Annotated in this window: 14 protein-coding genes; 3 read left to right on the forward strand and 11 right to left on the reverse strand. The window is 71.8% G+C overall.

Annotated features, from left to right (window positions below):
- Nucleotides 1-65 precede the first annotated feature (65 nt).
- Nucleotides 66-1,064, forward strand: a complete 999-nt coding sequence (locus tag ACLZN2_RS18215) for an aldo/keto reductase (protein WP_416979522.1) — start codon at nt 66-68, stop codon at nt 1,062-1,064.
- Between the two features lie 124 nt (nt 1,065-1,188).
- Complete coding sequence (locus ACLZN2_RS18220) at nt 1,189-2,349, forward strand: PQQ-dependent sugar dehydrogenase (RefSeq protein ID WP_416979523.1); 1,161 nt, start codon at nt 1,189-1,191, stop codon at nt 2,347-2,349.
- A gap of 66 nt (nt 2,350-2,415) precedes the next feature.
- Here ACLZN2_RS18220 and ACLZN2_RS18225 read toward each other — a convergent pair whose 3' ends face one another.
- The 10 genes from ACLZN2_RS18225 to ACLZN2_RS18270 all read right to left on the reverse strand — a co-directional run bounded on the left by ACLZN2_RS18225 (nt 2,416) and on the right by ACLZN2_RS18270 (nt 11,100).
- Nucleotides 2,416-2,982 carry a hypothetical protein gene (locus tag ACLZN2_RS18225; RefSeq protein WP_416979524.1) on the reverse strand — a complete coding sequence of 189 codons (567 nt, stop codon included), beginning with the start codon at nt 2,980-2,982 and terminating at the stop codon, nt 2,416-2,418.
- A 36-nt stretch (nt 2,983-3,018) separates the two neighbouring features.
- A complete protein-coding gene (locus ACLZN2_RS18230) occupies nt 3,019-3,594 on the reverse strand; it encodes a GNAT family N-acetyltransferase (protein WP_416979525.1) in 576 nt (191 codons plus the stop codon).
- Nucleotides 3,572-5,836: an MMPL family transporter gene (locus ACLZN2_RS18235; RefSeq protein WP_416979526.1), complete on the reverse strand. Its 2,265-nt coding sequence runs from the start codon at nt 5,834-5,836 to the stop codon at nt 3,572-3,574. Before ACLZN2_RS18235 ends, ACLZN2_RS18230 begins: the two co-directional genes overlap by 23 nt.
- Before the next feature lie 226 nt (nt 5,837-6,062).
- On the reverse strand, nt 6,063-6,461 hold the full coding sequence (locus ACLZN2_RS18240; protein ID WP_416979527.1) for a hypothetical protein: 399 nt from the start codon (nt 6,459-6,461) through the stop codon (nt 6,063-6,065).
- Between the two features lie 85 nt (nt 6,462-6,546).
- Nucleotides 6,547-8,061, reverse strand: coding sequence for an Asp-tRNA(Asn)/Glu-tRNA(Gln) amidotransferase subunit GatB (gene gatB, locus ACLZN2_RS18245; RefSeq protein ID WP_416979528.1), 1,515 nt, complete (start codon nt 8,059-8,061; stop codon nt 6,547-6,549).
- A gap of 15 nt (nt 8,062-8,076) precedes the next feature.
- The gene (locus ACLZN2_RS18250; RefSeq protein WP_416979529.1) at nt 8,077-8,316 is read right to left on the reverse strand and encodes a hypothetical protein; all 240 of its coding nucleotides are present in this window, start codon (nt 8,314-8,316) and stop codon (nt 8,077-8,079) included.
- Nucleotides 8,313-9,806 (reverse strand): Asp-tRNA(Asn)/Glu-tRNA(Gln) amidotransferase subunit GatA, encoded by a 1,494-nt coding sequence (gene gatA, locus ACLZN2_RS18255; RefSeq protein ID WP_416979530.1) that lies wholly within the window; start codon nt 9,804-9,806, stop codon nt 8,313-8,315. The genes ACLZN2_RS18250 and gatA overlap by 4 nt, the downstream gene beginning before the upstream one ends.
- Before the next feature lie 6 nt (nt 9,807-9,812).
- On the reverse strand, nt 9,813-10,109 hold the full coding sequence (gene gatC, locus ACLZN2_RS18260; RefSeq protein WP_018531282.1) for an Asp-tRNA(Asn)/Glu-tRNA(Gln) amidotransferase subunit GatC: 297 nt from the start codon (nt 10,107-10,109) through the stop codon (nt 9,813-9,815).
- A 95-nt stretch (nt 10,110-10,204) separates the two neighbouring features.
- A complete protein-coding gene (locus ACLZN2_RS18265; RefSeq protein WP_416979531.1) occupies nt 10,205-10,696 on the reverse strand; it encodes a cupin domain-containing protein in 492 nt (163 codons plus the stop codon).
- 32 nt (nt 10,697-10,728) lie between these two features.
- Nucleotides 10,729-11,100: a DUF4267 domain-containing protein gene (locus tag ACLZN2_RS18270; RefSeq protein WP_416979532.1), complete on the reverse strand. Its 372-nt coding sequence runs from the start codon at nt 11,098-11,100 to the stop codon at nt 10,729-10,731.
- A gap of 87 nt (nt 11,101-11,187) precedes the next feature.
- Between ACLZN2_RS18270 and ACLZN2_RS18275 the strand changes: the two genes are divergently transcribed.
- The gene (locus tag ACLZN2_RS18275; protein ID WP_416979533.1) at nt 11,188-11,772 is read left to right on the forward strand and encodes a TetR/AcrR family transcriptional regulator; all 585 of its coding nucleotides are present in this window, start codon (nt 11,188-11,190) and stop codon (nt 11,770-11,772) included.
- Between the two features lie 201 nt (nt 11,773-11,973).
- Here ACLZN2_RS18275 and ACLZN2_RS18280 read toward each other — a convergent pair whose 3' ends face one another.
- The gene (locus tag ACLZN2_RS18280; protein ID WP_416979534.1) at nt 11,974-14,451 is read right to left on the reverse strand and encodes a putative bifunctional diguanylate cyclase/phosphodiesterase; all 2,478 of its coding nucleotides are present in this window, start codon (nt 14,449-14,451) and stop codon (nt 11,974-11,976) included.
- Nucleotides 14,452-14,477 lie beyond the last annotated feature (26 nt).

Genomic DNA, 14,477 nt, shown 5'->3' on the forward strand with positions numbered 1-14,477 from the left:
TAATTGAGGTACGCGCGTGTGCAGAGGTTAGGTTGGGGGGTCGTACGAGGGAGGGTCGCGGGCAGGTGGAGCGCAGGACGATCGGCGCGGGGTCGCTCTCGGTGGGGGCCGTCGGACTCGGGTGCATGCCGATGAGCTGGGGCTACAGCGGGTCGCGGCGGCGGGGCGAGGAGTCGGTGAGGGCGGTGCACCGGGCACTGGACCTGGGTTCGACCCTGCTGGACACGGCCGACATGTACGGCCCGTTCACCAACGAGCTGTTGCTGGGGCGGGTGTTGAAGGAGCGGCGCGAGGACGCGTTCGTGTCGACGAAGGTCGGCCTGCTGGTCGGCGAGCAGCACATCGTGGCCAACGGCCGCCCCTCGTACGTGAGACGGGCCTGCGACGCGTCGCTGCGCCGGCTGCAGACGGAGGTCATCGACCTCTACCAGCTGCACCGCGCCGACCCCGAGGTCCCCGTCGAGGAGACGTGGGGCGCGATGGCGGAGCTCGTCCAGGCGGGCAAGGTGCGGGCGTTGGGGCTGTGCGCGGTGGGCGCGCGGGGCGGCCGGCGTTCCGACGGGCCGCTGCACGACGCGACGATCGGGCAGTTGCGGCGGTTGCAGCAGGTGTTCCCGGTGAGCGCGGTGGAGGCGGAGCTGTCGGTGTGGTCGCCGGAGGCGCTGGACACGCTGTTGCCGTGGTGCGCGGAGCGCGGGGTGGGCTTCCTGGCGGCGATGCCCCTGGGGAATGGTTTCCTCACTGGCACGCTCACCCCGGGTGAGGGCTTCGAACCGGACGACATGCGGGCCCGGCACCCCCGCTTCACCGCCGAGATGATGGCCGCGAACCAGCCCGTCGTCGCCGGTCTGCGCCGGGTGGCCGCCCGGCACGGGGAGGGGGTGACGGCGGCTCAGGTGGCGCTGGCGTGGGTGCTGGCACAGGGGCGGCACGTGGTGCCGGTGCCGGGGGCCAAGCAGGAACGGTGGGTGGCGGAGAACGCCGGGGCGGACGGGCTGCGGCTCACGCCCCGGGACCTCGCCGAGGTGGCCGACCTGCCCGCCGCGCAGGGATCGTGGGAGTGAGCGTCCTTGTGGTTCCGTGACGCTTTCGGGTGGGGCCGGCGGGGATCGGGAACCTGGGGGGCGGGTCCCGCGTAGGGACAGGTGGAAGCTGCCGCAGGACCGCCGTGTCGAAGGGAGCGGGATCGTGCGACGTCGAGTGGTGACGGCCGGGCTGGCCGCGGGTGCGCTGTTGTGGACGGCCGGCTGCTCCTCGGGCGACGGAGGGGCCTCCGGGGCCGGCCCGAGCGAGTCCGCGAGCCGTACGACGGTCCAGGGCTCGTCCTCTCCGAGCGCCGAGGCGACCCCGCCCGCGAAGGGCACGGTCAGGGTGGTGCGCACGGTCGCCGAGGGCCTGAACTCGCCGTGGGGCCTGGCCCCGCTGCCCGAGGGCGGACTGCTGGTCGCCTCGCGCGACGAGGGCACGGTCACCCATGTCGACGAGTCGAGCGGCACGAAGACCGAGGCCGGCGAGGTCCCGGGGGTCTCCGCGGCGGGCGAGGGCGGACTGCTCGGCCTCGCCCTCTCCCCCGACTACGCCTCGGACCACATGGTCTACGCGTACTTCACCTCGGCCTCGGACAACCGGATCGTCCGCATGGTCTACGACCCGAAGCGGCCCGCGGGTGATCAACTGGGCGCCCCGGACACGGTGTTCAGGGGCATCCCCAAGGGCATGATCCACAACGGCGGCCGGATCGCCTTCGGCCCCGACGGGATGCTGTACGCCGGCACGGGTGAGAGCGGCGACCGGGGGCTGGCCCAGGACAAGGAGTCCCTGGGCGGCAAGATCCTGCGGCTGACCCCCGAGGGCGAGCCGGCTCCCGGCAACCCCTTCCCCGACTCCCCGGTCTACTCGTACGGCCACCGGAACGTGCAGGGGCTGGCCTGGGACTCCAGGCAGCGGCTGTTCGCCGCGGAGTTCGGCCAGAACACCTGGGACGAGCTGAACGCGATCGAGCCGGGCGGCAACTACGGCTGGCCGGCGGCCGAGGGCGAGTCGGACGACGCCGAGTACGTGAACCCCATAGCCCAGTGGCACACCGACGACGCCTCCCCCAGCGGCATCGCCTACGCCGAGGGCTCGATCTGGATGGCCGGCCTCAGGGGCCAGCGCCTGTGGCGCATACCCCTCAAGGGCACCGAGGCCTCGGCCGACCCTCAGTCCTTCCTCCAGGGCGACCACGGCCGGCTGCGCACGGTGGTCGCGGCGGGCGGCGACAAGCTCTGGGTCACCACCAGCAACACGGACGGCCGGGGCACCCCGAAGGAGGGCGACGACCGGATCCTGGAGCTGCGGGTGAGCTGAGACGCAGGCCCGCCGTAAGGTGCTTACGGCGGGCCTGAGGCCCCTCGTGACGTGCGCGGAGCGGGCTCAGCTCGCGGAGGGCAGGCCGAGCAGGGCGTCGGTGTACTTGAGGACGGCCAGCAGCAGGCCGATCACACCGAGCGCGACGCCGGCCCAGGAGACCGACTTGATCCAGGGGGCCTGCGGGCCCGGGTTGCCGAAGGCCGGGCGGGCCAGCACGACGACACCGGTGACCAGGGCGGTCAGCGCGAACAGCCCGGCCCACAGGGCGGTGGTCTGCCAGGCGTCGCCGTAGACCGCCTGGATCTGCTTGGCGACGCTCGCGCTCGACGAGGTCTCCAGCTGACCGACGAGGGTCTGGCGCGCACCCGCGATCGTGCCGATCCAGCTGCCGCTCAGCGACACAAGGCCGAGCACGGCGGAGACGACGGCACCCGCGCCCTGGCCGACGCCGGTGGCGCCCTCCTTGGCGACGGCGTCGTCGAGACCGGCGTCGTCGAGACCGGCGTCGAGGCCGTCCTCGAGGACCTCGTCGTCGTCCGTGTCGGTCCCGGTCACGTCGTCCGACGCGTCGGTCTTGGTGATGTCCACCGCTTGCTCGTCGGCGGCCTCGTCAACAGTCTTGGTTCCCATAACCTCGCACCGTACGGACGCTCTCTGAGAGGTCCCTTAATGATCGTTGTGAGCGGCACGCGCGTGTGCGGCACGCCACTCCCGGGCCAGCACGGACCAGACTTCGAGGTCGTGCCGGACCCCACGATAGGGGTAGGCCTCCCGGCGGACGCCGTCGCGGGTGAACCCGAGCCGCCGGGCGACGTTGAGGCTGTTGGTGTTCCCGGCGCTCGCGACCCACTCGACACGCTGGATCCCGCGCCGCTCGACGGCGAAGTCGATCAGGACCCGCATGGCCCGGGTGACCAGGCCGCGCCCGGTGCCGGCGGGTTCCAGCCAGCAGCCGACCTCGCAGTTCGCGCTCTCGGCGTCGAAGTTCAGGAACAGCACCCCGCCGACGAGCTTCCCCTCCAGCCAGAGTCCGTGCAGGGAGCCGGTGTCGGCGGCGCGCAGGTCGGCGTACCGCTGGAGCACCTCGCGCGCTCCGGCGGCGTCGGCGGCCTGGGAGCCGAAGGGGACGTACTCGTTGATGAACGCGCGGCCCCGGTCGAGGTGGGCCAGGAACTCCTCGGCGTGCCAGGGCTCCAGCGGACGCAGTTCGGCTCCGTCGTCACCCAGGGATATCGCGTACATCCGGCTCCCGCTCCTTCTCCAGCGCCTCGACCACCTCGGTGAGCTTCTCATGGGCGGCGCGGCACTCGGGCGGTTCGATGCTGATCCGCGGCAGGCGCTTGTCCAGCCAGCGCGGCAGCCACCAGTTGGCGCCGCCGAGCAGGTGCATGAGGGCGGGAACGAGCAGCGTCCGGAGGACGAAGGCGTCGAGGGCGACGGCGGCGGCGAGCGCGATGCCGAACATGGCGATCACCCGGTCGCCGCTGAGGACGAAGGCGAGGAACACCGAGATCATGATGACCGCGGCGGAGTTGATCACGCGGCTGGTCTCGGCGAGTCCGACGCGTACGGCCCGCCGGTTGTCGCCGGTCTCCAGCCACTCCTCGTACATCCGGCTGACCAGGAACACCTGGTAGTCCATGGAGAGCCCGAAGAGGACGGACACCATGATGACCGGGAGGAAGGGCTCGATCGGCCCGGCCCGGCCGAGGCCCAGCAGTTCGCTCCCCCAGCCCCACTGGAAGATCGCGACGACGACCCCGAAGGCGGCGGCGACGGCGGCCACGTTCATCGCGGCGGCCTTGAGCGGGATGCCGACGGACCGGAAGGCGAGCAGGAGCAGCAGACAGCCGAGCCCGATGACGACGCCTACGAACAGCGGCAGTTTGCCGACGATGACCTCGGCGAAGTCGTCGTAGCCCGCCGTGACCCCGCCCACCTGGACGTCGAGGGAGGTGCCGGCCTCGGCCCGGGGCAGCACCTCCTCGCGCAGCCGGTCGACGAGCTCGCTGGTGCTCTCGGACTGCGGGGCGGACTCCGGTACGACGGTGAGATACGCGAGGTGTCCGCCGGAGTCGAACGTCACCGGGGTCACCGAGGCCACGCCCTCGGTGGCGCGCAGGGTGGTGTCGAGGCTGTCGAGGGCGAGCTTGTCCTCGGCGCCGTCGACGCGGGTCACCAGGGTCAGCGGGCCGTTCACACCCGGGCCGAAGCCTCCCCCGCTCTCGGCTGCGCTCGAGCGGGAGGTGCCCCCAGAGAGAAGGTCGTAGGCCTGGCGGGTGGTGGAGGTCTCCGGGCCGTTGCCCTGGTCGGAGGTGCCGAGGCGCAGGGAGAACGTCGGCAGGGCGAGGACGGCGATGACGACGACGGCGAGCGCGCCGAGCAGCTTGGGGTGGCGTTCGACGAACGCCGACCAGCGGGCGGCGAACCCGGTGGGCAGCTCCGGCTCGGGCCCGTGTTCGGCGAGGCGCCGGCGTTCGCGGCGGCTGAGGGCGCGCGGGCCGATCCAGGACAGCAGGGCGGGCAGCAGGGTCACGGAGGCCGCGACCGTGAGGACGACGGTCAGGGAGGCCGCTATCGCGACGCCGTTGAGGAAGTTCAGGCTCAGGATGAGCATGCCGAGCAGGGCTATGCAGACCGTGGCGCCCGCGAAGACGACCGCGCGTCCGGTCGTCGCCACGGCGTCGGTGGCGGCCTCGGTGACCGTGAGGCCCCGTTTCAGACCACGGCGGTGGCGGGTCACGATGAACAGCGCGTAGTCGATGCCGACGCCGAGCCCGACCAGCATGCCGAGCATCGGCGCGAAGTCGGCGACGGTCATGGCGTGCCCGAGGAGCTGGATGCCGGCGTAGGCGGTGCCGACGCCGACCAGGGCGGTGGCGATGGGCAGCAGCGAGGCGGCGAGCGAGCCGAAGGCGAGGAACAGCACGACGGCGGCGACGGCCACGCCGACGATCTCGGCGAGATGGCCGTCGGAGGACTCGGTGAGCGCGATGGCGCTGCCGCCGAGTTCGACCTGGAGCCCGTCGCTCTCGGCGGCCTTGGCGGTCTGTACGACGGCCTTCGCCTCGGAGGCGTCGATGTCCTCGGCGCGGTCGGCGAAGGTGACGGTGGCGTACGCCGTGTGCCCGTCCTTGCTGATCTGCGCGGCGCCCAGATCGTCGTAGGGGCCGGAGACGGAGGCCACCCCGGGCAGGTCGGCGACCCTCTCCAGCGTGCGGGTCATGGTCTGTTCGACGTCGGCGGCGCGGACGGTGCCGGAGGTGGTGTGCCAGACAACGGTGTCGCTGTCGCCGCCCAGGGTGGGGAACCCCTCGGCGAGCAGCCGGGTGGCGCGGCCGGACTCGGTGCCGGGTACCTCGTAGTCGTTGGAGTAGGCGGAGCCGGTGGCGACGGCGGCGGTGGCCGTGCCGACGAGAGCGAGAAGCCAGAGCACAACCGCGACGAGGCGGTTGCGCACACACCAACGTGCGAGGGCTGCCACTGACGTGCTCCCGGGGTGAATTGTGGATCTTTGACCGGGAAACAGCCCGCAAAGAACGTATGAGCAATGCGAGGCCACTCTTGCAGGCGATGAAGATCCTTTGATGCGTTCGTGTGTCTTTTCACAAGAGTGGGAGGCAGATCACAGGACAATAACGACGACGGTGTCGTTCCAGGTCGGTCCGCGTCAGTCGGCGTCGGTCCGCGTCAGTCGGCGTCGGTCCGCGTCAGTCGGCCTGGTCGCCGAACGCCATCACCATCACTCCGGCGATCAGCAGCCACAGGGCGCGCCGGGTACGACCCCGGGAGCCGAGGACGGCCGCGACCGCGCAGACGACCGCGCCGAGGGCGTAAGCGGCCGGGACGAGGGCCGGGGCGGTGCCGCCGAGGCGCATGAGGGACGCGGCGAGACCGGCGAGGGTGAGGAGCGCTCCGGTGGCGGTCGCCGTCCAGCGGGCCCGCCGCGCGTCCTCGTAGTCGTACTCCTCATCGAAGTCGTCCGTGTCGTCCGTGTCGTCCTCAGCGTCCGCGTCGTCCGCGTCGTCCGCTGCCTCGGCGCCGTCCGTGCCGTCGCCGTCCGTGTCGTCTATGTCGCTCTGGGGCTCTGAGTCGGTTCGTGCACTCATGGCGCGCGAGCGTAGCGCTTCCGGCTGAGAGCGCGAGAGGGGGTGCGCCCTCAGCGGACACACCCCCTCGTCGGGTTACCCGAGGTCAGCCCTCGCTGACCCCCAGCTTCTCCAGGATCAGCTCCTTGACGCGGGCCGCGTCGGCCTGGCCGCGCGTGGCCTTCATCACGGCGCCGACCAGGGCACCGGCCGCGGCCACCTTGCCGCCGCGGATCTTGTCGGCGATGCCCGGGTTGCCGGCGATGGCCTCGTCGACGGCCGTGCCGAGCGCCGAGTCGTCCGACACGACCTTCAGCCCGCGCTTGTCGACGACCTCGTCCGGGGTGCCCTCGCCCGCGAGGACGCCCTCGATGACCTGACGGGCCAGCTTGTCGTTCAGGTCACCCTTGCTCACCAGCTCGGTGACCCGGGCGACCTGCTCCGGCGTGATGGCCAGCTCGTCCAGCGCCTTGCCCGACTCGTTGGCGCTGCGGGCCAGTTCGCCCATCCACCACTTGCGGGCGGACGCCGCGTCGGCACCGGCGTCGATCGTGGCGACGATCGGGTCCAGGGCGCCGGCGTTGAGGATCGCCTGCATGTCGGTGGCGGAGATGCCCCACTCGGCGAGCAGCCGGGTACGGCGGACCAACGGCAGCTCGGGAAGCGCCGACCGGATCTCCTCGACCCACGCGCGGGAGGGGGCCACCGGCACCAGGTCCGGCTCGGGGAAGTACCGGTAGTCCTCGGCCTCCTCCTTCACGCGGCCCGAGGTCGTCGACCCGGTGTCCTCGTGGAAGTGGCGGGTCTCCTGGATGATCGTGCCGCCGGAGGACAGCACGGCCGCGTGCCGCTGGATCTCGAAGCGGGCCGCGCGCTCCACGGACCGCAGCGAGTTCACGTTCTTGGTCTCGGAGCGCGTGCCGAACTTGTCGGTGTCGTTGGGGCGCAGCGACAGGTTCACGTCGCAGCGCATCTGCCCCATCTCCATACGGGCTTCCGACACGCCGAGCGCCTTGATGACCTCGCGCAGCTCACGGACGTAGGCCCGGGCGACCTCGGGAGCGCGCTCACCCGCACCCTCGATGGGCTTGGTGACGATCTCGATGAGCGGGATGCCGGCGCGGTTGTAGTCGAGCAGGGAGTGCGAGGCGCCGTGGATACGGCCCGTCGCGCCGCCCACGTGGGTCGACTTGCCGGTGTCCTCCTCCATGTGGGCGCGCTCGATCTCCACGCGGAAGGTTTCGCCGTCCTCCAGCTGGACGTCGAGGTAGCCGTTGAAGGCGATCGGCTCGTCGTACTGGGAGGTCTGGAAGTTCTTCGGCATGTCCGGATAGAAGTAGTTCTTCCGGGCGAAGCGGCACCACTCGGCGATCTCGCAGTTCAGCGCGAGACCGATCTTGATCGCGGACTCGACGCCGGTCGCGTTGACGACCGGGAGCGAGCCCGGCAGGCCGAGGCAGGTGGGGCAGGTCTGCGTGTTGGCGTCCTGACCGAGTTCGGTCGAGCAGCCGCAGAACATCTTGGTCTTGGTGCCGAGTTCGACATGGACCTCGAGGCCCATGACGGGGTCGTACGACGCCAGCGCGTCCTCGTACGACACCAGGTCGGTCGTGGTGGTCACGGTGAAACTTCCCTCTCAGCCCAGCAGGACGTCGTCGTCGCCCAGCCGCTTCAGTTCGCGGTACAGGATGGCGAGGCCGGTGACGATGCCGACGGCCGCGACCGTCGCGTCGATCAGCCGCAGCGTGTCGTGCTCGTCGCGTGCCTTCCGGATCCGCTTGGCGACACCGAACGCGCCGAAGGCGGTGGTGGCGATGGACACGTACGTACCGGACTTGGACTTCTTGAAGTCCTTGGCCTTGTTCAGTGCACTCACAGCGACGGAGCCTCCTCCAGGAGCGGGTGACCCCACTTTTCCACGAAGGCGGCCTCGACGGCGGCGCCGACCTTGTACAGCCGGTCGTCCTTCAGCGCCGGGGCGATGATCTGCAGACCGACCGGGAGGTTGTCCTCCGGGGCGAGACCGCACGGCAGCGACATCGCCGCGTTGCCCGCGAGGTTGGTCGGGATGGTGCACAGGTCGGCCAGGTACATCGCCATCGGGTCGTCGGCGCGCTCGCCGATCGGGAAGGCGGTGGTCGGCGTGGTCGGCGAGACGATCACGTCGACCTGCTCGAAGGCCTTCTCGAAGTCGCGCGTGATGAGCGTGCGGACCTTCTGGGCGGAGCCGTAGTACGCGTCGTAGTAGCCGCTCGACAGCGCGTACGTGCCGAGCATGATCCGGCGCTTGACCTCGGGCCCGAAGCCCTCCGCCCGGGTGAGGGAGGTGACCTCCTCGGCCGAGTGGCCGCCGTCGTCGCCCGCGCGCAGGCCGTAGCGCAGCCCGTCGAAGCGCGCGAGGTTGCTGGAGCACTCGGACGGCGCGATGAGGTAGTACGCCGACAGGGCGAGGTCGAAGGACGGGCAGTCCAGTTCGACGATCTCGGCGCCCAGGTCCTTCAGCAGCGCGACGGACTCGTCGAACCGCTGGATGACACCGGCCTGGTAGCCCTCTCCGCGGAACTGCTTGACGACACCGACGCGCATGCCTTCGACGCTGCCGTTGCGGGCGGCCTCGACGACCGGCGGGACCGGGGTGTCGATCGAGGTGGAGTCGAGCGGGTCGTGCCCGGCGATGACCTCGTGGAGCAGCGCCGCGTCCAGGACCGTACGGGCGCAGGGCCCGCCCTGGTCGAGGGAGGACGAGAAGGCGACCATGCCGTACCGCGACACGGCCCCGTACGTCGGCTTCACACCGACCGTGCCGGTGACGGCGGCGGGCTGGCGGATGGAACCGCCGGTGTCGGTGCCGATCGCGAGGGGCGCCTGGAAGGAGGCGAGCGCGGCGGAGGACCCGCCACCGGACCCACCGGGGATCCTGGTGAGGTCCCAGGGGTTGCCGGTCGGCCCGAAGGCGCTGTTCTCGGTGGAGGACCCCATGGCGAACTCGTCCATGTTGGTCTTGCCGAGGATGACGACGTCGGCGGCCTTCAGCTTCTTGGTGAGGGTCGCGTCGTACGGCGGGATCCAGCCCTCGAGGATCTTCGAACCGACGGTCGTGGGCACGCCCTCGGTGGTGAAGATGTCCTTGAGCGCGAGCGGGACGCCGGCCAGCGGACCGAGCTTCTCGCCGCGCTCCCGCTTCTCGTCGACGGCACGGGCCTGGGCGAGGGCGCCCTCGCGGTCGACGTACAGGAAGGCGTGCACCTTCTCGTCGACGGCCTCGATACGGGCCAGGTGGGCCTCGGCGACCTGGACGGCGGTGAGCTCGCCGGAGGCGATCTTCGCGGCGGTCTCGGCGGCGGTGAGCTTGATGATGTCCGTCATGACTTCTTAGTCCTCCCCCAGGATCTGCGGCACCTTGAAACGCTGCTGCTCCTGGGCCGGGGCGCCGGAGAGCGCCTGCTCGGGGGTGAGCGACGGACGGACCTCGTCCGCCCGCATGACGTTCGTCAGCGGGAGCGGGTGCGAGGTCGGCGGTACGTCTTGGTCGGCGACCTCGCTGACGCGGGCGACCGCGCCGATGATGTCGTCCAGCTGTCCCGCGAAGTGGTCGAGCTCTTCGGGCTTCAGCTCCAGACGCGCCAGCCGGGCGAGGTGGGCGACCTCCTCGCGCGTGATGCCAGGCATGCAGCGTTCCTCTGGGGTGAGTGAATGTGGTTTGGCCCCAATCCTAGGGGGCGGTGGGGCATGGCCGTGAAACGGTTTGCCGGCCGGGGCCCCCGTCAGCGCCGACCGTCCCAGGTCTCGCTGCGCAGGAAGTGGTTGTCGTAGAGCTCCTGCACCTCCAGGAGGCTCTCCGGGGTGGCCTCGCCGAGGCGGATGCGCTGGAGGTGCCGGAAGTAGTCGAAGCGCTCCACGCCAGGTGTGATCACGATCAGGAGGTCGGCCTTGCTGCCGGGTGCGGCGGAGAAGGCGTGCGGGCGGCCCGGCGGGACGATGACGAGGTCGCCGCGTTCGGCGGTGACGACGTCGTCGCCGGAGAGGACTTCCGCCGCGCCGTCGAGCAGGTAGAACATCTCGGCGGAGTTGCGGTGCAGATGGGGGCGGGCACCGTCGGCGCCCTCCCCGAGGGTGACGCGCACGGTGGACAGCGCGCCGCCGGTGGCACTGCTGTCGGCGAGCAGTTTGACGCCGACGGGCGCACCGCCGATCACCTCGGCCTCCGCGTCCCGGACGATCACGGTCTCGTGGAACCTCGGCACGAACAGCGACATCTTCGAACCCCCTGTTGATGAGACGGACGCGCTCAGACGGCGAACAGCAGTCCGGCGCTGATCAGGACGATCACGGCCGTGGCGAAGTGGATCCCGAACGCGACCGCCTTCGTTCCGCCGTGGCGCAGCACTATCAGCGTGTCACCCAGCGGCACGAGGGCCACGGCGAGCATGAACCAGGCCTCGGCGCGGGTGCCGACGAAGGCGAGCAGGACCAGGCCCACGAGGCCGAAGGTGGCGTCCTTCAGGCCCTTGACCGAGAGATAGGCGCCGGCGTCCCCGTCCGGACGGGCCGGGACACCGTAGCCGACGGCGGCCGGGCCCGGCTGGAACAGGAACCGGTAGCCGAGGAACACGCAGAACAGATCGAGCACGACGGCCAGGGTGTACGCGGTGACGGTCACGTCATCTCCTCTTGCTAGCAGTGCTAGGGACAAGAGCGAAGCTAGCAGAGCAACGACAGATTGGCTAGCGCTGCTAGAATTCCTGGTATGTCGATCCAGACGCGCCGAGAGCGCGAACGAGCGGAGCGCGAGCGGCTGATCGTCACGGCCGCGCGCGAACTGGCGGAGACCGAGGGCTGGGACGCGGTGACGACGCGGCGGCTGGCGGCCGAGATCGAGTACAGCCAGCCGGTCCTCTACAGCCACTTCAAAGGCAAGGGCGCGATCATGGCGGCGGTCGCGGTGGAGGGCTTCGCGGAGATGGCGACGGAGCTGAGGGCGGCGCGGCGCGGGGCTGAGGGCGCGCGGGCCGAACTGGCGGCAGTGGGTGAGGCGTACATGGCGTTCGCGCGGCGGCGGCCGGCTCTGTACGACGCGATGTTCACGCACGCCGTGGACCTGCCGTTCGCCTCTCCTGAGGCGCCGGCCCCGCTGTGGGAGGCCTTCGGCGAACTGGTGGCGGCCGTCGAGCCGATCGCGGCGGACGGCGACGATCCCGGCGTCCTGACGGAGACGTACTGGGCAGGCCTGCACGGCCTGGTCACCCTGATGCGCAGCGGCCGCCTCCCGGAGGACGCCCACGGCCTGCGCCTACGGCTGCTGATCGATCACTTCGCGGCGGGGGCGGACTGAGAGCACCGCCCGGAGACAAACCGCCGGAGGCAGGCCACCAGACGCGGGCCGCCGGACGCGGGCCGCCGGAGGCAGGCCGCCGGACGCGGGCCACCGGACGCGGGCCGCCGGACGCGGGCCGTAGCACGGAGGCCGCCGACTGCGGGTACGCCCCACAGGAGACGCCCGCCTTCCAGTCGGCCGAACGGGTGGGCGGGTGGGCTAGTCGTCGGTGGCAGCCGCGGGGAGCGCGGCCGCAGGCCGTTGCCACCCCCGCGACCCCCGCGCCCGCAGCCACGCCGTCGTCTCCTCGGGAGGCATCGCGGCAGCCACCAGCCAGCCCTGCACCGCGTCACATCGCAGGTCACGCAGCCGTTCCCACGTCTCGTCGTCCTCGACGCCCTCGGCGACCACGAGAAGCCCCAGGGAATGCGCGAGATCGACGGTGCAGCGCACGATCTCCGCGTCCTCGGCGTCGACGGCCAGCCGCGCCACGAAGGAGCGGTCGATCTTCAGCTCACTGACCGGCAGCCGCCGTAGATGCACCAGCGAGGAGTACCCCGTCCCGAAGTCGTCCAGGGACATCTTCACGCCGTGCCCGGTCAGCCCGTTCAGCGTGTCGGCCGCCCGCTGCGGATCCTCCAGGAGCACGTGCTCCGTTATCTCCAGTTGGAGCGCTCCCGCGGGCACTCCGTGCCGGGCGAGACGCGCGGCGACGGACCCGGCGAAGCCGGGCGTGTGGACGTCGCGCGGCGAGACGTTCACCGCGACCGGCACGAACAGCCCCTGCGCCCGCCACTGCGCGACCTGCCCGAGCGCCGTCTCCAGCACGTACTCCGTGAGGTGCGGCATCAGCCCGGAGGACTCGGCGATCGCTATGAACTCGTCCGGCGGCACCTTGCCCCGCTCCGGATGCACCCACCGCACCAACGCCTCGAGCCCCGCCACCTGCCCGTCGAAGCGGACCTTCGGCTGGTAGTGCAGCTGCACCTCGTGCGCGTCCAGCGCCCGCCGCAGATCGCCCAGCAGACCGAGCCGGTCAGGGGTGTTGGAGTCCCGCTTGGACTCGTACACCTCGACGCCCGTACGGTCCCGCTTGGCCTGGTACATCGCCACGTCGGCCCGGCGCAGCATGCCCTCCGCGTCGAGGGCGTGGTCGGGGAAGACGGCGACGCCCGCGCTGGCCTCCAGGACGAGGGTGAGCCCGTCGAGGTCGAGCGGCGAGCTGAGCGCGGAGACCAGCGCCCGGGCGACGCGGCTCGCGGAGGTCGTGGAGTCGGCGACAGGGAGTAAGACGGCGAACTCGTCACCGCCGAGCCTGGCGACCTCCGCCCCGCGCGGGAGAGCCACCCGCAGCCGTTCGGCTATCTGGAGGAGGAGCCGGTCGCCGGCGAGATGCCCGAGGGTGTCGTTGACCGAACGGAAGCGGTCCAGGTCGATCAGCATGAGGGCGGACCGGGCGCCGATGCGCTCGGCGTCGTCGAGGGCGGTCCAGATGCGTTCCAGCAGCCACTGCCGGTTGGGCAGCCCGGTCAGCGGGTCGCGCAGTTGCTCCTCGGCGCGGGCCCGGGCCATCCAGAGCGTGGAGTCGAGGGCGACGAGCGGTATCGCGAACAGCGGCAGCAGGATCGGTTTGGCGATGGCGACCACGCACACCAGCGGCGCGATGCCGAGCAGGGCCACCGCGACCAGGCCCTGTCTGACCAGGGCGGTGCGGGCGACCGTCGGCAGTCCGCCGGAACGGGGGGCGTGCAGGTACCAGAGCAGGACCCGGGTGACGGAGAGGTAGGCGACGGCCACCAGGACCACCTGGGGGCCGGTGTAGACCGTCCAGCTGTCGGGGGTCCAGGGACGTTCGACGGACGGCACCCGTCCGCACGCGGCCAGCAGCAGGGCGCCCGCGCCGATGCCGAGGATGTCCACCGCGCCGTGCAGGACGCCCTGCCGCCAGCGGTGGCGCCTGGCTATGCCGACCAGGACGACGACGGTGAGGCTGACCATGCCGGCCGGTACCCATCCGTACAGCAGCAGGACGGCGAGGGTGAGGGCGGCGCCGGAGCCGGTACCGCCCCACCAGCGGGCGCGGCCGAGCAGGACCAGGTGGCCGACGATGACGCCGGTCAGCAGGGCCAGCGCCCAGCCGGCCGTGCCGGACGGGAAGAGGGCGTGGCTGCCGGTGAAGGCACGGTAGAAGCCGGCGCCGAGGGCGAAGGCGGCCGCGCCGACGACCGCGGCGGGCAGCGCGGGCCAGGACAGCTGACGGTCGGGTTCGGCGCCGGGCAGCCCCGAACTCGCGGACAGCGCCGAGGTGCCGGGGAGGACGGAGGACCCGGAGAAGACGGATCCCCCGGGGAGAGCGGAAGCACCGGACCGGCCCGGTGATCCACCCGGGCCCGGTGATCCGCCCAGGCCCGAGGCCCCGATGAGGCCCGACGACTTGGGCGGGACCGAGAGCCGGGGCGGGGCGGAGGGCCCGGGTGGCCCGGCGGCTGGCCCGGCCGGTGGTGTCGCGGGCAGCCCGGAGACGGGCTCGGCGGGAGGTCCCGTCGGGGCGCGAAGGTCGGGGGCGGTGCGCGGGGCGTACGCCTCCGCGCCCGGATGTCGCCCGGACCGCCCCGCCCACCGGCTCCCCCACCTGACGCCGGCGTCCCGGAGCCGGCGCAGCCGGGAGTCCGGTGCGGCGCTCTCGGTCGGTTCCATTCCCGTCCCTCTCACAACCGGCGGTG

The organism is Streptomyces sp. T028 (assembly GCF_048159505.1).
In the GTDB taxonomy this organism is placed as follows: Bacteria; Actinomycetota; Actinomycetes; order Streptomycetales; family Streptomycetaceae; genus Streptomyces.